The organism is Eubacterium sp. An11, assembly GCF_002161065.1.
GTDB classification, from domain to species: Bacteria; Bacillota; Clostridia; order Lachnospirales; family Lachnospiraceae; genus Anaerobutyricum; species Anaerobutyricum faecale.
Genome location: NZ_NFLV01000016.1, coordinates 42153 through 64844 on the forward strand (window position 1 = coordinate 42153; position 22692 = coordinate 64844).

Sequence of the window (22692 nt, forward strand, 5' to 3'; positions counted from 1 at the left end):
TTCTGCCATGTCTTTACTATTTTACATTACTCTGCCTGTTTCCATTGTAAGCCTGCAGGCAGCCACCGCTTCCTGATAGATATCCCGGTAAGACCGCCCGGTTGTCCGGCACAGTTCTTTCACACTTTCATATTCCGGATAAAATTTGCTTTCGCTGCCATAATGACAGACTTTCACCTGTACCCGTCCGCTGCCTACTTTTACATCCCGGGACTCTCTGGAAAGGACGGTTCGTTCCATCTTCACTCTCCGGATACCGATGGTTGTTGTCTCCCGGAAGATAATCTCCTCCATGCGGGCAATGTCGGCCTCGTCACAGATGACGTTCAGCTGCCACGCCGGCCGGTTCTTCTTCATATAAACCGGATGGTAATGCACATCTCTGGCTCCCGCCTCAAAAAGAAGGTCCATCACATAGCCAAGCACCTCTCCGGAACAGTCGTCAATATTGGTCTCCATCCGGTAAATGCAGTCTTTGTCTCCCTTTTCTTCCGTCTTTGCCGGCTCAATGAGCATGGCGCGAAGAATACTCGGACGCTCATAGGTACGTTTGCCCGCTCCGATACCGGTCCGGACAATCCGGAAGGCCTTCGGCAGTACATCCGAAGTCTTCACCGCTGCCGCGATGGCTGCGCCTGTCGGCGTCACAAACTCTCCCTGTACATCCATAATTTCCAGATTCAGACCATTTTTCTCCACAATATTGGTCACCGCCGGCACCGGTACCGGAAGCACACCGTGCTGACAGCGCACAGTTCCGGTTCCCTCACAAAGCTTTGGAACCACCACACTTTCAATATGAAGATCGTCCAGGCAGACCGCCGCAGCCACCACATCCACAATGGAGTCAATGGCTCCCACCTCATGAAAATGTACCTGCTCTACCGGAACCGCATGGGCTTTCGCCTCCGCCTCGGCGATAATCTCAAAAATACGCAGTGCCAGCTTTCTGGCGTGGTCTGTCATCTTTACCACAGCGATGATTTCTCTTATCTCTTTCATGCCCCGATGCACATGTCCGTGCGGATGCTCATGGGAATGTCCCTGTCCTTCGCCGTGATGATGTTCATGTTCTTCGCCATGATGGTGTTCATGGATATGTTCATGTTCTTCCCCGTGATAATGTTCATGGATATGTTCATGTTCCCCGCCATGATAATGTTCGTGAAGGTGTTCATGCCCCTCGCCATGAGGGTGTTCATGAGGGTGTTCATGCCCCTCGACGTGCAGGTGTTCGTGGGGATGTCCATGGAGATACTCCATATCATGGTCATGATTTTCATGTTCGGCATCCAGAAACACCGCGAAATCACAGCAATCGATCCCCGTTTTTTTGACCCGGGTCACTTCCACCGAAAATCCGTCGGCTGGTATACTGTCCAAGGCCTTCATTAAAACTTCCTCGCTGGCACCCAGATCAAGAAGAGCCGCCACCGTCATATCTCCGCTGATACCGGAGTTACATTCCAGATAAAGTATATTTGACATTGTAGAAAATTCCTTTCTAATAGAAATATATCCGCCATCGAAATGGCATCATATAAAATAATAGCATATCGGAAATTCTTTTTCCATGTTGAATCAAGAGAATATGCGATGAAAGACCGGAACATTTGCAGGATTTTCTTTACAAATGTCAAAAGAAATTATATACTCACTACGATACACTTTTTATCATTAAAGAGTTATAGCTTCAAAGAAATGAAATTCTTAGCCAGGAGTCGCATGGGCAGATTTTCCCGCGACTCTTTATTATGGAGGAAAGTATGACTAGAATAATTGAGACTGTTTACAATTTTTTATGGGGAGATCTGTTCTTTCTTCCCCTCCCGGGAGGCGGAACGCTTCCGCTGTCCATCCTGGTGATTTTACTGATTCCCACAGGTATCTATTTCACCATCCGCACCAAAGTCCTGCCGGTCCGGCTTTTTAAAGACATGGTCGGCGCCGTCCTTGGCAAAAAAGATGAAAAAAACAGCGCCTTGTCTGTTCTTCAGACATTGATCGTATCCACGGCCACCCGTGTCGGTATGGGGAATCTGGTGGGCGTGGTAGCCGCCATTTCCGCCGGAGGAGCCGGCGCCGTATTCTGGATGTGGATCACCGCCATCATCGGTTCATCCACTGCTTTTATTGAAGCCACTCTCGCTCAGCTTTACAAAGAAAAGGATCCGCTCTACGGCGGATGGCGCGGCGGGCCGGCTTATTACATCCACAGATATTTCGAAGAACGCAGCGGTAAAAAACGTCGGTATGTGCCTTTGTCGGTACTGTTTGCCCTGTCCGGACTCATTTGCTGGTTTGGCATCAGCCAGGTGGTCAGCAACTCCGTGACTTCCGCATTTGAAAATGCGTTCCATATCCCGCCGCTTTATACCACGATCGTTCTTGTGATCCTGGGCGCGGTCATCGTTCTTCGTAAAAATGCCACTGTCCGGGTGCTGGATATCATGGTGCCGATCATGGCCGGTATCTATCTGCTGATGACGATCATTCTGATTATCATAAATATTCAGATGCTCCCATCGGTATTTGGCAGAATTTTCTCCGAGGCATTCGGCCTGCGTCAGGTTGCCGCCGGAGGATTCGGAGCTGTGATCATGAACGGTGTCAAGCGGGGCCTCTTCTCCAACGAAGCCGGTTCCGGTTCCGCTCCATGCGCCGCAGCTACCGCCGAGACAGACCATCCGGCAAAAGTAGGTCTTTCTCAGGCTCTCGGCGTGTTCATCGATACCATTTTGATCTGCAGCTGCACCGCTATGATCATGCTGCTCACACCGGAAAAACTTACCACAGGCCTTCAGGGAATGGATTTACTGCAGACGTCCATGCAGTATCACCTGGGAGAATTCGGCGTCATCTTCATTGCCGTCATCATCTTCCTGTTCAGTTTTTCCACCTTCATCGGTATCCTGTTCTACGCCCGCTCCAATGTGGCATACCTCTTTGGAGATAACTGGACATCCCAGACCATCTACAAGATCCTGGCCCTTGTCATGCTCTTTATCGGTGGTCTCGCCGCCTACTCTGTGGTATGGGATCTGGGCGATGTGGGCGTCGGACTCATGACAGTATTTAATATCTTTATGCTCTATCCATTATCAAAGAAAGCGCTGGCAGCGCTGAAGGATTATGAGAGTAAGAAAGAGAAATAAATGAGGCGGTCAAAAGAATAACAAAACAGAGGATACTCCTGACACATTTATGACAAACAACAAAAAGGCAATCCGTGTGACAGTAACACCAACTGTCCGGATTGCCTTTTACTTTCCTGTTTTCACTTTATCCTGCCTGTACTTTTGATTTTCATCTTTTCATCATACCTGGCCGGAAGCACTGCATTCTGAAAAGTCTCTGCACTTTTCCAACAGAAGTCCGGCACTTCTCTCAGTCAATTCTTGCAAACGAAAGCGCCGTCTTATAAGCTATGCTTTTCATACATTCAGCATTATACTGAGTCTCTGTAATCTGACCACCGTTCTTCCAATATGTTGTGACCTCATCAAGACTTCCGCCGGGCCATCTCCTGAGCCGTTCCAGTTTCACAAATTGTTTCGCCTTTCCCTTTTTGATCTTATAACCGGTAATAATGCTCTCCGTACTGCCGCCTACCTGCGCGTACAGTTTCTTTCCCCTCAGAAAAAGGCCGTTCCGCAGTTCCTCGAAAGCCATCAGCGGTTTTACCTTTCCCTTACGAAATGTGAGAACCAGTACACGGGAGCCCATTCCTCTTCCTGTGGAACTGGTAGACAATAGAAGTTCCTTTGTACCGTCCTTATTGATATCCACTGTTTTGTAATAAGAATACGAAGATACATTTGTCCGAATGGTTTTATAGGCATAACTATACTGATAATTCCAGCAGCGTACCTTATAGCTGCCTTTTTTCTTTTTCAGCACTTTTTTATACCAGTTATTCTTATTCATCTTCTTCGCCTGAATAGATACTTTCTGCGTCCCCATATCCTTCGCCTGCACAGATACTTTCTGTGTCCCCATATCCTGCATCAATGCACTTGCTGCATCAGCTGCACAAACCGGAAACGCCAGAGTCATACATCCGGAAACTACGCCGGCGCACAATACTGTTCCAGCCACAGACCTTTTTAATCTTCCCATAACATTTTCCCTCCCATATCCTGAAATCCTCACAGTCTCATCGGCAAAATACTTTCCTGCCTATTATTTTTCCCTGACATCTTCATCAGCAAAATATTCGTCCGCCTGCTCCTGCCAGTACCGCCGGTCCTCATCCGTGATCTTCCGGATCACCCGGCAGGGATTGCCGGCCGCAATGACTCCGTCAGGAATATCTTTGGTCACCACAGACCCTGAGCCAATGACCACGTTGCTTCCAATGGTCACTCCGGGATTGATCACCACATTTCCTCCAACCCAGACATCGTCTCCGATGGTCACCGGTTTGGCAAACTCCAGATGCATGTTCCGGATCAGCGCGTCCACCGGATGGCAGGCCGTGTAAATGCACACCCGAGGCCCCAGCATCACATGATTCCCGATGGTCACCTTCGCCTCATCCAACGCCAGAAAACCGGTGTTGGCATAAAAATGATCGCCAATATGAATCTGCCCACCCTTATCACAGTAAAAGGGCGGCTCAATATAAACGTCCTCTCCCATCTGTCCGAAGATTCCCCGCAGCAGTTCCATCCGCTCCTTGGCCTGCTCAAAAGGCATATCATTAAACTTTTTCAATACTCCCCGGCTCCGCTCCCACTGCCCGTCATTCATCTTCAGGGAATGATAGAGACGGCCGGATAACATGCGTTCTTTTTCGTTCATGCTTATCTCCATTACATTTTTTGCAAAAAATTTATTTGTTGCTATAAATGACAGCAAGGTTATTCACATGGCGGTCCTCATTCAAAACAATCATATCCAGCATAAATACTTTTTTGATGATATTTCGCACCAATTTTCTGATATTTACGTATCTTTGTGTTTTTCACACTTTTCAGTCCCTCATTCATACTTCCCGTCCGGTATCCCTGCAGATCGAGGGTCACATAAGAGAAGCCAAAGCTTCGGAACTTTTCCGCGATTTCTGTTCGCAGCTCCGGCGTCAGAAGCCGGTCCATTTCCTCCGGCAGCAGCTCGATGCGGGCTAGAGTCCCATGGATGCGCACCCGGAATTGATGAAAGCCCAGGGAGAACAGAAGCTGTTCGCCCTGCTCCACCATGGCAAGTTTGTCCTCGGTGATGGTCTCGCCGTAGACGAACCGGGAAGCCAGGCAGGCAAAGGATGGCTTCTGCCAGGTAGGAAGCCCCAGCTCTTTTGAGAGGAAACGGATTTCCGCTTTGGTAAGACCTGCTTTCCGCAGGGGACTTGCGATGTGCAGCTCCCCGATGGCGCGCAGTCCCGGACGGTAGTCGCCCAGGTCGTCCATGTTGGAGCCTTCCGCCAGAACGTCCATGCCGTTTTCAGCCGCGATTTCTTTCATGCGGGTAAAGAGGGCTGTCTTGCAGATGTAGCAGCGGTCCGGTGGATTATCGGCGAAGCCCGGTACTGCCATCTCCTCAAATCGGAAAATGATCTGACGGCAGCCAAGACTTTGGCAGAATTCTTCTGCCTCCGTCCGTTCTCTGCCCGGGAACACCCGGGAATCTGCGGTGATGGCGAGAACCTTGTCTCTTACTGCATCAGCGTCCTCTGCCAGGCTGACATTTCCGCTGTTCCCCTTACCGACGCAATTTTCACTTTCAGTGTTGCTTTCAGCGTTATCTGTACTTCCAGGATTTTTTTCTCCCTGCAGCGCATCGCAGGCGGCTTTTAAAAGAAGGGCAGAGTCCACTCCGCCGGAAAAGGCGATGGCCACCCGTCCCTTTTCCCTCATCCACGCTTTCAGTTTGTCCAGTTTCTCAAAGGCTGCTCGTGCCATGTCATTTTGTCCGTTTTCTATTCTGTCATTCTGTGGCATATGGTATCCTTTCCAAATATATTTCCAAATGTATTGGTATCGATATTATTGCTGCATTTCTGTTATCTTTCCTTATCTCTCCATGTTACATCATATCATGTCACAGCGTAACTGTCCGCGGCCTGAGCTTTGCGCTTACTTCCGCGGCGCCCGTTCCGCCAGACGGTTGATCTGGGTCGCCATGTATCCGGCGCCATAGCCGTTGTCGATGTTAACCACGGCGATGCCGTTGGCGCAGGAGTTGATCATGGTGAGGAGGGCGGAGAGACCGTTCATGCTGGCACCGTAACCCACGGAGGTCGGCACAGCGATGACCGGGTTGGATACAAGACCACCCAGGACGCTGGCCAGGGCTCCTTCCATGCCGGCCACGGCGATCACGCAGTTGGCGCTCTGAATCTCGTCCACCTGGGAGAGGAGACGGTGAATGCCGCTGACGCCCACATCATAGATCCGCTCCACCCGGGTGCCAAAGTATTCCGCGGTCTGGGCGGCTTCCTCTGCCACCGGGATGTCCGCTGTGCCGGCGGTACAGACTGCAACGCTGCCGATATGCTTTTTATCTGGTTTTTCCACTTTTAATATGTGGGAAATCTCATCATATATAATAGAAGGAATCACTTCTTTTACCAGCTCGTACTGATGGCGGCTGGCACGGGTGCCGAAAACTTCCCCGTTGTGTTCGTACATTTTCTGGTAAATGGATACCAGATAATCGTCAGGCTTTCCGCTGCAGTAAATCACTTCCGGAAAACCGGAGCGGACTTCCCGGTGCAGATCCAGCTTGGCGTAGCCCAGTTCTTCATAGGGTTCTCTCTTAAAATATTTTTCCGCTTCTTCCACGGAAATTTCTCCGTTTTTCACACGATTTAATACTTCTCTTGCTTCCATTTACATTTCCTTTCCTTTTTCAGAACATTGGTTCCCTTTTTCTATTATAAACTGCCCCCTGCTTTTCGTAAAGTCACAGATTCGCTTTTTATCGCTCACGTTTTATAGCGCAGTCAAAGCCGTTTGCTCTTCGTTGCCGTCGGGTGTCCACCCGTGCAGACACGGCGGCCGTCTTCCGGATCTATGGCGCAAAAAAGCCGCTGCCCTGGCAGAAATCCTGCGACTTCCGTCCAGAGCAACAGCTCTATTTTTGTCAATAAATGTATGGGTCAAATAAATGTGTGGGCCGGATCCTTTTATACGGTCTGTCTCTTTGCGATAAAGACAGGGAAGGAATCGGTTCCGTTCAGGTGTTTGTTCTCGGTGATGGTCACCTTCTTGTCCGTGATGACGTACTCGATGTCCACGCCGTCTTCCACAACAGTATCCTGCATGAGAATACAATTCTTTACTTTGGCGCCCTTTCCGATCTTAACGCCACGGAATAAGATACTGTTCTCCACTTCTCCTTCGATGACACAGCCGTCGGCTACCATCACGTTGGAAGCTTTGGCGTCGCCAATATATCTTGTCGGGTTATCATCACGAATCTTCGTGTAGATGGTGTGACCGGAGAAAAGTGCATCCAGATTCTCATCGTCAAGAAGTTTCATGTTCTCATCGAAGTATCCTTTCAGACTGAGGATTCTGGAAGTATATCCGGTATACTCATAACCACAGATCTTCAGGTCGTTAAGATGTGGAAGAAGGATATCTCTCTCGAAATAAACGCCGCCGCTGATAAATGCGGTGTTGATGGTATCGATGAGAAGTTCTCTTTCCATCACGTAAATGTTCATACCAAAATTCTGGATACCGGACTTCTGGGAGTTAATATGAAGACCGTTGATTCTGTCGCCGTCCATATCAAATGTATAGTAGGTTCCTTTGCTGGAATCTTCTCTCATGGTCACAGTGTCTTCCGGAATCTCTTCTTTTTTGTAAGCTGCCGTAATGTCGGCGCCGCTGGCAATGTGAGCCTCGATCAGAGCTCTGAAATCAAAGTTCATGGCGATATTCGCATCGGACATTACCACGTACTTCTCTTTCTGAGACTTCAGGAAACCAAGGATACCTGCCATGGCTTCAATTCGTCCGCCATAGACACTCATGGACTTCTGGGCGAACGGAGGGAAAATATTCAGACCGCCGTTCTTGCGGGCCAGATCCCATTCACGGCCGGAGCCCAGATGATCCAGCAGGGAGAAATAATTCTCACGGACCAGAATGGAAATATTGCTGATGCCGCAGTTTACCATGCTGGATAAAATAAAGTCGATCATGCGGTAACGGCTTCCGAACGGAATGGAAGCCATCAAACGCTCGCTGGTCAAATCAGGTACAAGCTTATCATAAATATTCGGGAAAATAATTCCCAGTGCGCTCTTGTTGGACATTACCATTGTTCTTCACCATCCTTTACATTTTCATTAATCATGGCATTCGGGCCGATTTTTACGTTGTCACCGATATAGATGCCGGCACCAATCGTTGCCACTCCGGATTCTTCTTCCGTCGGCATTGCGCCAACCTGCGCGTTCTCACCGATCACGACATTCTCTGCCACGATACAGTGTTTTACAACTGCGCCGGCCTTGATAATGGTTCCGCCCATGACAACGGCGTCTTCCACTACTGCGCCTTCTTCTACCTTCACGCCTGCAAAAAGGATGGAATGTTTCACTTCACCGGCAATCCGGCATCCATCTGTGATCATGGAATTCTCCACAACGGCTCCCGCTTTGATCCTGTGACCGGTCATACCGCTGTTCCGGCTGTAAATCTTCCAGTCGTCGTCAAACAGGTTGATTCCGCTGTGCTCCGGATCCAGAACTTCCATATTGGCTTCCCACAGGGAAGAAATGGTTCCCACGTCCTTCCAGTAGCCGTTGAAATGATAGGCGTACATTTCCCGTCCGTCTCTTAACAGGTTCGGGATGATGTTGTTACCAAAATCATTCTCGGATTCCGGGTCATCCTCGTCCTCTATCAGATATTTTTTCAGAATGTCCCAATTGAATATGTAGATACCCATGGAAGCCAGATTGGACTTCGGATCCTTCGGTTTCTCCTGGAACTCGGTAATCTTATCGTTCTCATCGGTTACCATCAGGCCGAAACGGGAAGCCTCCTCCCACGGCACTTCCATGACAGCCACGCTGAACTCCGCACCCTTCTCCTTGTGGAAGCGAAGGAAATCACTATAGTCCTGCTTACAGATCTGGTCACCGGAAAGAATGATGACATACTCCGGATCATATCTTTCGATAAAGTTGATGTTCTGATAAATGGCGTTGGCGGTACCTTTATACCAGTCAGAACCGGATACCTGCTGGTATGGCGGAAGCACATGCACGCCGCCGTACAGTCTGTCCAGATCCCATGGCTGTCCGTTTCCGATGTATTCGTTCAGTACCAGAGGCTGATACTGTGTCAGAACACCTACTGTGTCAATTCCTGAATTCACGCAGTTCGACAGCGGAAAGTCGATGATACGGTACTTTCCTCCGAATGGAACTGCAGGTTTTGCCAGCTTCTGTGTCAGAGCATAAAGACGGGAGCCCTGTCCTCCGGCAAGAAGCATTGCAATCATTTCTTTGCCCATTTCATTTAATCCTCCTTAAAAATTAGTGACAACAAGCGGAACAGACAAAGATCACTTTTTCTTGTTTTCTCTGTCCGTTCGTAATATTTTGATATAAAAATATTTCATCCGCTCATTTTTATTTATTATAACAGATTAAACCTGTTTTTAACAGGTAAAAATCAGCTTTTTGCTTAATTTTTTTCAATCTTTTCTAAAAATGTAACAAAGTATTCATCATAATTTACATAAATTCTTCCATCTTTTATGGCAAAAATTTACTTCTCACATTTTTCGAACTTTTGTTCGTTTTTTATTGTATTTTGTTTCAGTATATGGTAGCATATAAGCAAACATACATTCGAAAGGAGATTTGCAGGATGGATATAACAAATGGCTCTCTTTCTCTGCAGGACAAATTAAATATACTGGCTGACGCCGCCAAATATGACGTGGCATGCACTTCCAGCGGCTCCGACCGCCGCGGAAAGAAGGGGTATCTGGGGAATGCTTCCGCTGCGGGTATCTGCCACAGTTTCGCCTCCGACGGCCGCTGCATTTCTCTTCTCAAGATTCTTTTGAGCAACGAATGCATTTTCAACTGCCGATACTGTCTTAACCGCTCCGACAATGACCGGCCCAGGGCCACCTTTACTCCGGAAGAAGTATGCACGCTGGTGGTGGAGTTTTACCGGCGCAATTACATCGAAGGGCTGTTCTTAAGTTCCGGCGTGGTAAAAAGTCCCGCCTACACCATGGAACTGATGTACCAGACCATCCATCTTCTCCGCACCCGCTATCGTTTTAACGGCTACATTCACGCCAAGGCCATTCCCGGCGCACCGGAAGAGCTGATCATGCGCACCGGCTGTCTGGTGGACCGGATGAGCGTCAATATTGAGCTGCCCACCAGAGAGGGCCTTCACCGGCTGGCTCCATATAAGAATCCGGAGAATCTCGTCCGGCCCATGCGGCAGATTCAGCAGGGTATTGCCGGACACCGCCTTGCCATCGGCAAAGACCCTCAGATGGAGCGCGCCTCCGGGAACCAGTATCTTGCTCATACGATTTTTAAGGAGAACCCTTACAGATTTCTGACCGCAGGCTCCCGGGCTCCGGGACTCTTCGAGACGTCAGCTTCACTGGAGACTGCGGCTCCCGGCCGCACAGAGTTATCTGCCGCGTCAATGGCGCCTGACAGCACAGCTGGCAAGTCCATTTTTTCAAAGACAGAAGCCCCGGCAGCAGCATCGAAGATCTTCCTTCCGGATTCGGTGTTAGAAGGTGCCTCCTCCTTCGTTCCTGCCGGTCAGAGCACCCAGATGATCATCGGCGCTTCCGGCGAGACCGATCTGGAGCTTTTGTCTGTCACTCAGCGGCTGTATCAGCAGTATGATTTAAAGAGGGTTTTCTTCTCCGCCTATGTGCCCCTCAACGAAGACGCCGCCCTGCCGGACCTTAACACCGCTCCTCCCCTTCTCCGGGAACACAGACTGTACCAGGCCGACTGGCTCCTCCGGTACTACGGTTTCCACGCCGGGGAACTTCTGAGCAAAGAAAGGCCCAACTTCAATATTCTGATCGATCCGAAATGCGACTGGGCCCTCCGGCACCTGGAGCAGTTTCCTGTGGAGATTCAGCACGCCAGTTATGCCCAGCTGCTCCGGGTTCCCGGCATCGGAGTGAAGTCTGCCCGACGGATCGTCCAGGCAAGAAGACACGGACGCCTCACTTTCGAACATTTAAAAAAGATGCGGGTCATTCTCAAGCGCGCCCAGTATTTCATCACCTGCGGCGGAAAGATGCTCCACCGGATTCCCATTGAGGAAGACTTCATCACCCGGAGGCTTACCTGTGACAATTCCGCGAAGAACTGGGAGATTACTCACCCGGAAACCTACCGGCAGCTTTCCCTGTTCGATGATTTTCACATTGACGGAGACGTGATGATAGAAGACTCCGCCAAAACGCTTTCGGGACAGTTATAGAAAGGAGCTCTGCCATGATCACTGTATTTACCTGTGAAGATCAGTTTGACGATATGATGACCTGCATTTATGACGCCTGGGCCTCCCGTCTGGGACACTCCAATGTGCGTCTTCTCACAGAACCGCTGGGCACGCCGGAGCTTTTCTGCACATACCGGCATGTGGACGCCCAGCCGGAAAAGGCCGAAAGCGTTGTGCGCACCATCCGGCAGAAGATCTCCCGCCGGGCTTTTCAAATGGTCTGCCGCGCCGCCATGTCCGACCAGGATGACAAACTAGACGCCATCTACCGCTTTTTAAATCTCGGTTTTTATGTTGGCGCATCCGTCACAGACTGTCTGCAGCATCCGGCAGTCATGCGTCTCTTTGAACTGGACCGGAAGGTCTCCAATGAAGCCCACTATTTTAAAGAATTTATCCGGTTTGCCAGCTATGAGAATCGTGTTCTGGTCAGCCATATCGAACCCAAAAGCAATGTTCTCTCTCTGGTCTCTCCGTATTTTTCCGACCGTCTGCCCTCCGAGAACTGGATGATCATCGATGACGGACGACGTCTCGCCATGGTCCATCCCGCAGACCAGGAGTGTTATCTAACTTCCCTGTCCCCGGATGAGATGCGGGAACTTTCCCAAAAACCGGACGATGCATTCGTCGATCTCTGGAAAGGATTTTTTACTCACATTGGCATCCGGCAGCGATATAATCCCCGCTGCCAGAGAACCATGCTGCCGCTCTGGTACCGCAAAAACATGACCGAATTTCAATAAGAAAGCATTGACCTTTCCCCGCCATCGGATGTATCATCATAACAGATATACCGGTGCATATCCCCGGAATTCTGCCTCCTGTCACAATGTGTCACGGAGCGGTTTTCGTCCGTACGTCTGAGATATGCATACACCATCAGAAAGGAAAGATTATTATGCATCCAGTGAGAAAAATGTACTGCCGGACATTCCAGTCCGTACTCAAATTTGCCATTCCGTTTCTGCCATACCGGCATCCGAAGATTCTGGGCAGCGTCAAAAGAATTCCGGATGTACTTCAAAAGAAAAAATGCCATTCTGTTCTCATCGTCACAGATAAGGGCATTGTCAGCCTCGGACTTCTCAGAAAATTAAAAAGCGCTCTGAGAGACAAGCATATTTCCTATGTCATTTACGATAAAACAGTGGCCAATCCAACTACCACTAACGTATATGAGGCCGCCGGCCTTTATCATGCGCATCACTGTTCCGCTATCATCGGCTTTGGCGGAGGTTCCAGTATTGACTGTGCCAAGGCTGTGGGAGTAAAGATCGCCCGTCCGGACAAATCTCTCGCCAGGATGAAGGGGATTCTCAAAGTACATAAAAAGCTTCCTCTGCTGATCGCCATTCCGACCACTGCCGGCACCGGCAGCGAGACGACCATCGCCGCAGTGATCACTGACGCGGAGACCAGACATAAATATGCCATCAATGATTTCCCGCTGATTCCGCGATATGCGGTTCTGGATCCGGAGGTTACCCGCAGTCTTCCTCCGTTTATTACCGCCTGTACCGGTATGGACGCGCTGACCCATGCAGTGGAAGCCTACATTGGCAATTCCACCACACCGGGCACCAGAAAGAATGCTCTGATGGCTGTGTCCCTGATTTTTAAGAATCTGGATACCGCTGTCAAAGATGGAAATAATATGGAGGCAAGACGGAACATGTTAAAGGCTTCCTACTACGCCGGCTGTGCCTTCACCAAATCTTATGTGGGTTATGTCCACGCGGTGGCTCACTCTCTCGGAGGCGCTTACAATGTGCCTCACGGTTACGCCAACGCAGTGCTTCTTCCATATGTGCTGGATTCTTACGGTGAATGTATCTATAAGAAACTGCATCACCTTGCCGTTGCAGCAGGTATAGCCAGGAAGGATATCCCACATTATAAAGGCGCACGGTTATTTATCTATGCCATTCAGAACATGAAGAAACGATACGGGATCGGCAATACCATCGAAGAGATCCGTGAGGAAGATATCCCGAAGCTCAGCCATTATGCGGACAAAGAGGCAAATCCTCTCTATCCGGTTCCTGTTCTCATGAACGCTCAGGAGCTGGAGAAGTTCTACTATATGTTAATGCCGAAACACCATCATCCGGAAGAGCCGGAGATGGATTTCCAGGCCTATGCCAGACAGGCCGCACAGCGGGCAGCGCAGTACAAAGCGCAGAAAGCCGCGCAAAGCCACGCCGAGGAAGCCAAAATATCCCATAATAGAAATGCTGCGGCTGTTTCCGCCAATGAAGGCACCTTTTCTCATGGCAAGGCCGCCCCGGACGCTTCCGAAGATGCCGGCTCTTCTTCCCATGAGGAAACCGCCGCGGCCGTTTCCGGATCGCCCGCAGACATCCCGGACAATAAAACGGAGGAGATCAATGAATCAAAAGAAGATTAACACAATTTTGCGCAACCAGCGCGATTTTTTCCAGAAGGGCATCACACTGGACGTATCCTTCCGGATACGGGCGCTGCAGAGACTGAAAGTCTGCATTAAAAGAAATGAGAGCGCCATCCATCAGGCGCTGCAAAAAGATCTGGGCAAAAGTAATTTTGAGAGCTATATGTGTGAGACCGGCATGGTCTACAGTGAAATCACTTACATGCTGAAGCATCTCCGCTCTTTCGCCCGGGACAGACGAGTGCCTACCCCGCTGTCACAGTTTCATGCTGTAAGCTTTGTCAAACCGTCTCCCTATGGGACTGTTTTGATCATGAGTCCATGGAACTACCCGTTCATGCTTACCATGGAACCTCTGGTGGACGCCCTGTCCGCCGGCAACACTGCCGTTGTGAAACCAAGCGCCTACTCTCCGCACACCAGCGAGATCATCCGCCGGATCATCCATGAGTGTTTCCCTTCCAGCTATGTGGCTGTGGTCACCGGAGGCCGCGCGGAAAATACCTGCCTCCTGGAACAGCCTTTTGACTATATTTTCTTCACCGGCAGTCAGGCTGTGGGGAAAGAAGTGATGCGGCGGGCTTCTGAGCATCTCACGCCGGTCACTCTGGAACTTGGCGGTAAAAGTCCATGCATCGTGGACAGATCTGCCAACCTCCGCCTGGCCGCCAGACAGATCGTATTCGGCAAGTTTTTAAACTGCGGCCAGACCTGCGTGGCTCCGGATTACATTTACTGTGACCAGAGCATCCGGAACGCCCTTGTAGAAGAGATCAAAAAAGAAATCCGGCGTCAGTTCGGCAGCGATCCGCTTCGCAATCCAAATTACGGGAAGATCATCAACGAAAAGCATTTCCACAGAATCACAGGTCTGATCGACCCGAAGAAGGTCGTTGCAGGCGGCAATACCGATCCACAGACCCTGCAGATCGCACCGACGGTTCTCACCGGCGTAAGCTTTCGGGACGCTGTCATGCAGGAGGAGATTTTCGGTCCGGTCCTGCCGGTGCTCACCTTCCACTCTCTGGAGGAAGCCATCCGCAGGCTTGGCAGTATGCCTCATCCACTGGCACTGTATCTGTTCACCCGGAACAAAGCGGCTGCCAGAAAGGTCATGAACCGCTGTGGTTTTGGCGGCGGCTGCATCAACGACACGATCATTCATCTGGCCACCAGCGAGATGGGATTCGGTGGATTCGGCGCCAGCGGCATGGGCTCTTACCATGGTCTGGACGGATTTCGCACCTTCTCCCATTATAAGAGCATCGTAGACAAAAAATTATGGCTGGATCTTCCGATGCGATACCAGCCATATAAATTTCTCAACGAGAAACTAGTCCGATTCTTTTTGAGATAAAACAGTTTTTCCTGTCCGGGGCGGCAAAATCAACTTGTCGCCCCATTATTTTATCCTTTTTCCATCCAGGGCGGCAAAAACCAGTTTGTCACCCTCATACGATAATTTCAGGGAGAAAAACGGCGCATCCTCCGCCAGCAGTTTCAGGAAGATTTTATCTCCTTCCCAAAGTTTCAGCCGGGACAATTCTTTCTTAGGCACCCACTCCAGAGTCCCCTCATTGCAGGCAGTCATCTCTCCGGTGAAATCATCCGCCGTATACAAAAACATATATTCTGTCACCCAGCGGTCCGAGACAAAGGTGACGATTCCCCGCAGCCGGTAAGAAGTCAGAGTCAGCCCCGTCTCCTCCTTGACTTCCCGCAGGAGGCATTCTTCAGGGCTCTCCTTATCTTCAAACTTTCCTCCAACGCCAATCCATTTATCCTTGTTGATATCTACCTTCTTGGATATCCTGTGAAGCATCAGATAACAATCATCTTTTTCTATGTAACATAATGTTGTAGGTATCATTTTTTTGTCCTTTCCTATACTGGCGCAAAGGGCCCTGCCAGTATTTCTACTGGCCGGACCACAGCTCCTCCTCAATCCAGTCCAGCGCTTCTTCATAATCTTTCCTGGCCTCAGCGATCCGGTCCGGATTCTGTTTATCAAGAATATATTCAAACTGTCTGGTCACCGCTTCCAGCTGTTCCCGCAGCTCTCCGGTGGCCTCCTCATAAAGTCTCTCGCCCCGCAGAAGAAGCACCTTGTTGGCCTCCTGATCCCTCGGATGGATCTTCAGATAGGAAAGCTCCCGCATCCGGGCCTGCATCTGCTCCATGGTCATATCATTTTCCTGATTTTTGATGAGTTTCGTCACTGTCTCCCCGGTGGATTTCACCTTTGCCTCCACCTCCAGAAGCGCGTTGACGTCATAGGTATAGGTGACGGAGATTTCTTCCTCCCCCGCCTTATTATCAGGCACCGTGAGGCTGATCGTTCCCAGAGATACATTATTAGAAGCAAACCTGCTCTCTCCCTGAAGGATATGAATATCCACCTGCGTCTGATGATCATATACCGTGTAGAACTTCTCCGTACGGCTGGCCGGGATCACCGTATTTCTCTCCAGAATAGGGCAAAAATGATTGCTTTCCAGCCGGTCTCCCTCCGTCCGGACCGATACCTCCGTTCCCAGGGTAAACGGGCACACATCCGTCAATATGACTTCACGGATGGATTCTCTTCTCTCTTTCATGGCCCCCTGGATGGCAGCGCCGAGAGCCACCGCCTCATCGGGGTTGACGCTGGTATCCGGCAGCCGGCCGAACAGTTTGCCCACAAATTTCCGCACCGCCGGCATTTTTGTGGTACCGCCCACCAGCACAATCTCATCAATCTCACTGATACGGACTCCGGCATCGGCGAGACTGCGCCGCACCGGCTGTTTAATGCGGTCAAAAAGCTGTGCTGCCTTCTTCTCAAACTCACGCTTGGTGATAAAGGTCTCCAGTTTTTCTCCGTTTTTCACCGCCTGCATCCGGAAAAACGCATCGGCGCCGTCCTGACACTTACATTTCTCCGCCTGGTTTCTGAAATACACCCTTTCTTTTTCCGACAAACTGTTCTTGTCGATGTGGTGATCTTCCAGAAAAGCATCCAGAATCAGGTTGGTGAAATCTTCGCCGCCCAGATAATTGTCACCGGCCACGGCGCGCACTTCCATGATATCGTCATCCAGCTCCAGAATCGACACATCAAATGTGCCTCCGCCCAGATCAAAGACCAGGAAACGGGTGCTGTCCTTTTTCTGATAGAGTCCGTAGGCGATAGCTGCGGCCGTAGGTTCGCTGATAATCCTCTCCACTTTGAAACCGGCCAGTTCGCCCGCCCGTTTGGTGGCTTTTCGTTTTATATCATTAAAATAAGCGGGAACACTGATGACCGCTTCCGTCACTTCCTGTCCCAGATAATACTCTGCGTCTTCTTTCAGGGAACGAAGCACAAAGGAGGACAGATCTTCCGCAGAAAATGTCCTTCCGCCCAGCTGAAATTCCTTCCGGCTGCCCATGCTCCGCTTAAAAAGAGAGGCACCCTGTTCCGGGTGAACGGCCATCCTCTCCAGGGCGCTCCTGCCCACATAAACCTGGTCATTCTCATCGATGCTCACAGCAGAAGGGGTCAGACGTTCGCCCAGCCGGTTCGGTATGATTTTCGGCCCCTCATCTGTGTAATACGCCGCCAGAGAATTGGTCGTTCCCAGATCAATTCCAATTATCATGGTGATTCCTCCCATTTTTTCATCTGTTTATATTCAAATCGGTGCTCCATATCATCAGGCACCTTCTCGGCTGCTTCTTTATATTTCTTTATGGCTGACGATACCTTTCCTTCTGACAAAAGCAGCAGCGCTTCCCCCAGCATTTTTTCATAACAGCAGGACTTCAGACAGCCGTCACAGCGGTATTTCTCCGTGTGCATTTCCCGGAAACACTGCGCCGCCTCCGACCGGTCTCCAAGAAACAAGAAAACACAGCCGATACGGAACTTCCGGCGGCCGCGCTCTCCGTAAAATTCTTCATACTTCCGGGAACGCCCGTCTTTTCCGCGGCAGGCCTCAAGATATTTTCTGAAACAACGCTCTGCCTCCTCTGTTTCTCCCAGAAACAGGCGGCATCGCCCCAGAAGATACAGGCTTCCCCGGACACATTCCATATTTTCTTCTTTTTCACAAAGACGCAGCGCTTCCTCCAGCCACCGGGCCGCCTCGGCTCCCTTTTCAAAACCGAACAAATATACCTCCCCGGCCAGCTGACACAGCACAGCATCTTCCGGATATTTTCGTTTCAGCCGCTGCATCAGAGACGAGACCATGGCATAATCCCCTTTCATGCCATAGGTCCGGAGCATCTCCATCTCCAGAGGCGCCGGATGGCTTGTTTTACTCATCCCCTCCTCGTAGGTGGCGATGGCTTTGCCATACTTCTCATTTTCCCGGTAAAAATCCCCCAGAAGCAGATACATATCCGCGCTGTCTGGGAAAAGCTTCATGTTATTCTGATAACACAAAAGCGCCGCCTCATACTCTCCCATGATACGATAGCACCTTGCAAGGTTATTATATGGCAGAGGGGTGATTTCATTCTTCATAAGGCGCACCGCTTCCAGAAAAAGAGGCTCTGCTTTTTCCGGCATGTTCATGGACAGATAACAGTTTCCCGCGTTATTGCAGGCAAACACACTCTCCGGATTCTTTTCCCGGGCTTTCTCAAAATAGACAAGCGCCTTCTCATAGGCATCCATGTCCAGATACAGAAGTCCCATTTCCACCAGATAGTATTCTTCCGGATATCTTTCCACCTGCTCTTCCATATAGGGAAGCGCCAGAAAGTAATAGTCGTTATCCTCTTCCCGTCTGGCCAGCCTCTCATACAATTCCACGATCACATGGCGCACTCTCGGATGGCCGGGATTTAACGACAGCACCTGCTTCATATATGGCAGGGCTTCCTTATACTCTCCTTTCAGTTTATAACACCAGCCGATGCGGTACAGAATCCCCTCATCGTCCGGCACACGGGAGAGTGCCTTTTTCAGATACACGATGGCCTGATCATATTCTTCACTCTGCATCAAAACCGCCGCATAGCCAAACATCTTTGAGACATTCTCTTCTTCATCGGTCATGGAGGCCATAAGCGCCTCCTTTGCTTCCCGGAGCCGACCCAGATCCGTGAGGATCAGTCCCCGCCGGTACTCCACTTCGCTCCATTCATCCTGCTCCACATCGGAGGCATAGCTCCATCCTTTTTCTTTTAATCTGTCCAGAATATCAAGAGCCGCCTCCAGATCCTCCCGGCTTTTGGCGGTGACCGCCCGGTATCTTGCTGTCAGAATCTGCAGAGCGTCGCTTTCTATTTTATTTTTTTCGGTGATGTTTAAAATCTCCCGGACTTTCTCATATTCCCCGAACATGAAATACATTTTTATCAGTGTGGCGTATGGCCTTCCATAGTACGGATACATGTGTACCGCCCTCTGATAATCGTCTGCCACTTCCTGATACATCCCCAGATGCAGGCAGGCCTCCTGACGCAGAAGGATAGCCGGATAATATCCCTGATTGAGCATCAGGATATGATCACAGGCATCTACTTCTTTTCCGTATTCCTTCTGCTGTCTCCAGATGTCCGCCACCGTATGATAGTAGCTGACGATCTGGCTTTCCTCGGTCTCCGCCTCGATGGCCTTATCAAAATACTCCATGGTCTTTGCGAAGGCGTCTTCATATCCCGCCGCTTCCGGAAACAGCTTTTTATATTTTTCCTCTTCTGAAAATGTATCTCTCCCGGTCTTTTTCAGACGAATCAGAATCGCAATTCTGGCGGAACCGATGGTGTAATAGGCATAACCAAGCCTTGCCAGCCGCCGCTCTGTCTTCTTGGTTCCGTCCGGTCTCAGTTTAAGAATCTCCTCAAGCCATGGAATAAGTTGAACCAGTGCCTCCTCATTTTTATCTATGGTCAGATAGACCCGGCCCTTCAGATTATGGTAATCCAGCAGATGCTCTTCATCGGGGTCACGGCTGTCCAGGACGGCGAGAGCATCGTCAAACCGCATATTCTGATAATAGCACCAGCCAAGATCCATCCAGCCGTCCTGATCCAGCTGTCCGTCCTTCCAGAGAGGCTCCAGCTCCTCAATCATAAATACATTGGCATCCGTCAGATCTTTCATCAGCCGTTCATCCTGAGGACTGTACTCCAGCAGATCGAGGACCATTTCTCTGGCTTCCCGGTATGCTCCATTGTGAATGAGCTCCTCCGCCTTACCGCTGCGGGCGGACGCAGAATCCGGATCTGCTTCCAGAAGGGTGTCATAGATGCCGTCAAGTTCTTCCCAGCGTCCCTCCATCTGAAGAAACTGTCCGTAACAGCACACAATCCTCTCTTCCCCGGGATAAGCCTTTCCCAGACGGACAAAAATCCTGCCCGCCTCCTGCTGCTTTCCTTCATAGAGAAGGATCCTCGCCTCTTCAATCTCTTCATAAGGATGATAAACCGGAAATGTCCGAAGTTTCTCCAGATCTGCTGCCGCCTGCTCCATCAGCCCCAGGTCCGTAAATTGCCGGAGCCGGTAGTATACGTCGATGTAATCATCAAACGCCTTTGCCGGCAGATCTCCCACGGACACCTCGGTACTGTCCTGTGTCATATCTTCCGGAAATCTCTGGGCATCTTTCTCTGCCCCAGCAACAGCGCCGCTGCCATCCCTTTCTGTAAAGAGATCATAATTTAAAATTCCTTCATCCTGTACCGCCTGGCACAGATAATCCACAAAATCCTTCGGAAACCACTCGGTGAGAGTCCTCCGGTCTCCGCTGATATCAAAAGCGCTGTCAATGCATTTCCAGACCCTGGCCGGGAAATGGAAATGTTCCATAAGGAAAGTGAGAAATGCTTTCCGGACCTCTTCTTCCGTATCCAGATTGACACAGACCGGTTCTTCAAATAATTCTTCCCACTCCTCCGGGCGTATTCGTCTAAAAAAGGAATCATACAGTTCCCGGCATCGATCCATAAACTGTTCCGATGCGCTCTTTGTTCGTGCACCCTCCTTCTGTTTGGCGTAGCGGCAGGCTTCCTCATAGGCACCGCGCAGCCGCTGAAACCCCTGCATGTCATCTTCCGGATTCACCGAATGAAGGAGCTTCCGATACGCCTTTTTAATTATTGTCTCATCCTTTGTAGGCGCAATGCCAAGCACATCAAAACAGAATTCTGTCATAATTGTCCAAATACCTCTCCAATACTGTCATTAATTACAAGATCCGCCTGATTATCCCTCGGGGTCGACGAGCGGTTGATCAGGACCAGATGACTGCCCCGGAAATAATCGATCATTCCTGCCGCCGGGTATACGGCCAGGGAAGTTCCTCCGATGATGAGCACATCCGCATGGGATATGGCGTAGACTGCATCGGAAATGGTTTTACTGTCCAGGCTCTCCTCATAGAGGACCACATCCGGCTTCACCAGTCCGCCGCAGGCGTCACAGTACGGCACGCCCTCACTGTTTTTGACATAAGAAGCGTCAAAAAATTTACCGCATTTGGTACAATAATTTCTGTGGATACTTCCGTGAAGTTCCAGAACATTTTTACTTCCGGCCATCTGATGGAGTCCGTCAATATTCTGGGTCACCACCGCGCGGCATTTGCCCTCTTTTTCCCACTGAGCCAGTTTATAGTGGGCTTTATTTGGTTTGGCGTCCAGCACCATCATCTTATCTTTATAAAATTCAAAAAACTCTTCCGTGCGTCTCACAAAAAATGTATGACTCACTATGGTCTCCGGCGGATATTTATATTTCATATTATAAAGTCCGTCCGTACTTCTGAAATCCGGAATCCCGCTTTCCGTGGAAACCCCCGCTCCTCCAAAAAATACCAGATTGTCCGTGTTGTCCACAATCTCTTTTAATTTTCTTACTTTATCATCCATAACCCCTTCTCCTTTCTCCGGTCGCCCGGATCTCTTACAGGTGCAGATTCCTGATACAGAATCCTATATATACAGAATCACAGCGTTGATCAGCCCGAGAATCAGCCCGATCAGAGCGCCGAGATTAACAACCGCGCCAAGTTCTTTCTTCATGATGGAAAGCATCAGTTCCTCCACTTCCGCCACATCCATGGCATTGATCCTCTCCTCCACAACAGAAGAAAGATCCAGTCCCCGAAGCACCTGCGGAAGCTTCCCGGAAATCACCGCTTCATACTGAGCGACCGCCAGATCCGGAACATCCACGCCGCAGGCTTCCATCTGACAAAAGGCCTCTCCCACCGTCTTTTCCTGCAGTTTTTCGGATTCCTCCAGAACCATCTGTTCCACGACCGGTCTTCCATACTCCGCCACATACTCGTCAATCTTTTCTTCCACCTGTCTGGCGATGGGGTCCAGAACGGAACCCCCGAGCATCATGCCGAACATGGAATCTTTTAATTTCTCTTTGGCAATCTCCAGAACTTTGTCAGCGATGATCTCTCCCACATCCATCTGAAGAAGCCTGTCAAAGATCATATCGGTCACCGTCTCTTCGGCGCTCTCAATGAAATCTTCCGTTTTTTCTTCAGACAGAAGCTGACCGGCCGCGACGCGAAGAGTCACTTCTGACCTTCTCTGTTTCCCGGCCCAGGCGCCGGCCGCCTCCTGTACCGCTGCCTTTTTTTCTTCCGATAAGAGCACTTCCCGAAGCACCTCTTCTGTGAGAAGCTGCTGCTCCACCGCTCTGCCCACAGCCCGGGCCAGTCTGGCTTTTCCCTTTGGGATGACTCCCGGCGTAAAAGGGAGCCGCTTTCCAAAAAGAAGAACTTCTTTCCGGGGCCGAAACAGCATTTTCACGGCTATCCAGTTTGTAATATATCCGATCACCGCACCGATTAGCGGCGTCGTGATCAGTTTCCAGTATGCAAACAT

17 protein-coding genes are annotated in these 22692 nt (G+C 50.1%); 5 read left to right on the top strand and 12 right to left on the bottom strand.

Going from position 1 to position 22692, the window contains the following annotated elements; translation table 11 throughout:
- Window positions 1–21: 21 nt before the first annotated feature.
- Complete coding sequence (gene larC, locus B5E53_RS12255) at window positions 22–1488, bottom strand: nickel pincer cofactor biosynthesis protein LarC (protein WP_087315451.1); 1467 nt, start codon at window positions 1486–1488, stop codon at window positions 22–24.
- Between the two features lie 278 nt (window positions 1489–1766).
- On the opposite strand from larC, the gene B5E53_RS12260 reads away from it, so the two are divergent.
- Window positions 1767–3155, top strand: a complete 1389-nt coding sequence (locus B5E53_RS12260) for an alanine/glycine:cation symporter family protein (protein ID WP_087315453.1) — start codon at window positions 1767–1769, stop codon at window positions 3153–3155.
- 232 nt (window positions 3156–3387) lie between these two features.
- On the opposite strand, the gene B5E53_RS12265 is transcribed toward B5E53_RS12260, so the two are convergent.
- The 6 genes from B5E53_RS12265 to B5E53_RS12290 form a co-directional block, all read right to left on the bottom strand.
- A complete protein-coding gene (locus B5E53_RS12265; RefSeq protein ID WP_087315455.1) occupies window positions 3388–4119 on the bottom strand; it encodes a hypothetical protein in 732 nt (243 codons plus the stop codon).
- Window positions 4120–4182: 63 nt separating this feature from the next.
- Window positions 4183–4803, bottom strand: coding sequence for a sugar O-acetyltransferase (locus B5E53_RS12270; protein ID WP_087315457.1), 621 nt, complete (start codon window positions 4801–4803; stop codon window positions 4183–4185).
- Between the two features lie 77 nt (window positions 4804–4880).
- Window positions 4881–5900, bottom strand: a complete 1020-nt coding sequence (gene larE / locus B5E53_RS12275; protein ID WP_242963693.1) for an ATP-dependent sacrificial sulfur transferase LarE — start codon at window positions 5898–5900, stop codon at window positions 4881–4883.
- 174 nt (window positions 5901–6074) lie between these two features.
- Window positions 6075–6830, bottom strand: coding sequence for a nickel pincer cofactor biosynthesis protein LarB (gene larB, locus B5E53_RS12280; RefSeq protein ID WP_087315459.1), 756 nt, complete (start codon window positions 6828–6830; stop codon window positions 6075–6077).
- A gap of 296 nt (window positions 6831–7126) precedes the next feature.
- Complete coding sequence (gene glgD / locus B5E53_RS12285) at window positions 7127–8272, bottom strand: glucose-1-phosphate adenylyltransferase subunit GlgD (protein WP_087315461.1); 1146 nt, start codon at window positions 8270–8272, stop codon at window positions 7127–7129.
- The gene (locus tag B5E53_RS12290; protein ID WP_087315463.1) at window positions 8266–9474 is read right to left on the bottom strand and encodes a glucose-1-phosphate adenylyltransferase; all 1209 of its coding nucleotides are present in this window, start codon (window positions 9472–9474) and stop codon (window positions 8266–8268) included. Before B5E53_RS12290 ends, glgD begins: the two co-directional genes overlap by 7 nt.
- Window positions 9475–9833: 359 nt before the next feature.
- Between B5E53_RS12290 and B5E53_RS12295 the strand changes: the two genes are divergently transcribed.
- The 4 genes from B5E53_RS12295 (at window position 9834) to B5E53_RS12310 (ending at window position 15232) form a co-directional block, all read left to right on the top strand.
- Window positions 9834–11441, top strand: a complete 1608-nt coding sequence (locus B5E53_RS12295; protein ID WP_087315465.1) for a putative DNA modification/repair radical SAM protein — start codon at window positions 9834–9836, stop codon at window positions 11439–11441.
- Between the two features lie 14 nt (window positions 11442–11455).
- Window positions 11456–12208 (top strand): TIGR03915 family putative DNA repair protein, encoded by a 753-nt coding sequence (locus B5E53_RS12300; protein WP_343215648.1) that lies wholly within the window; start codon window positions 11456–11458, stop codon window positions 12206–12208.
- 173 nt (window positions 12209–12381) lie between these two features.
- Entirely contained in the window at window positions 12382–13872 is a 1491-nt protein-coding gene (locus B5E53_RS12305) for an iron-containing alcohol dehydrogenase (RefSeq protein WP_343215649.1), read from the top strand.
- A complete protein-coding gene (locus B5E53_RS12310) occupies window positions 13853–15232 on the top strand; it encodes an aldehyde dehydrogenase (protein WP_242963694.1) in 1380 nt (459 codons plus the stop codon). Before B5E53_RS12305 ends, B5E53_RS12310 begins: the two co-directional genes overlap by 20 nt.
- Window positions 15233–15277: 45 nt before the next feature.
- Here B5E53_RS12310 and B5E53_RS12315 read toward each other — a convergent pair whose 3' ends face one another.
- From B5E53_RS12315 to B5E53_RS12335, 5 genes are all read right to left on the bottom strand, one after another.
- Entirely contained in the window at window positions 15278–15745 is a 468-nt protein-coding gene (locus tag B5E53_RS12315; protein ID WP_087315471.1) for an 8-oxo-dGTP diphosphatase, read from the bottom strand.
- A 46-nt stretch (window positions 15746–15791) separates the two neighbouring features.
- A complete protein-coding gene (locus B5E53_RS12320) occupies window positions 15792–17495 on the bottom strand; it encodes a molecular chaperone HscC (RefSeq protein ID WP_087315473.1) in 1704 nt (567 codons plus the stop codon).
- Window positions 17492–21001: a J domain-containing protein gene (locus tag B5E53_RS12325; RefSeq protein WP_087315475.1), complete on the bottom strand. Its 3510-nt coding sequence runs from the start codon at window positions 20999–21001 to the stop codon at window positions 17492–17494. The genes B5E53_RS12320 and B5E53_RS12325 overlap by 4 nt, the downstream gene beginning before the upstream one ends.
- The gene (locus B5E53_RS12330) at window positions 20998–21717 is read right to left on the bottom strand and encodes an NAD-dependent protein deacylase (RefSeq protein ID WP_087315477.1); all 720 of its coding nucleotides are present in this window, start codon (window positions 21715–21717) and stop codon (window positions 20998–21000) included. The genes B5E53_RS12325 and B5E53_RS12330 overlap by 4 nt, the downstream gene beginning before the upstream one ends.
- A gap of 63 nt (window positions 21718–21780) precedes the next feature.
- Window positions 21781–22692 carry a DUF445 family protein gene (locus B5E53_RS12335; RefSeq protein WP_087315479.1) on the bottom strand — a complete coding sequence of 304 codons (912 nt, stop codon included), beginning with the start codon at window positions 22690–22692 and terminating at the stop codon, window positions 21781–21783.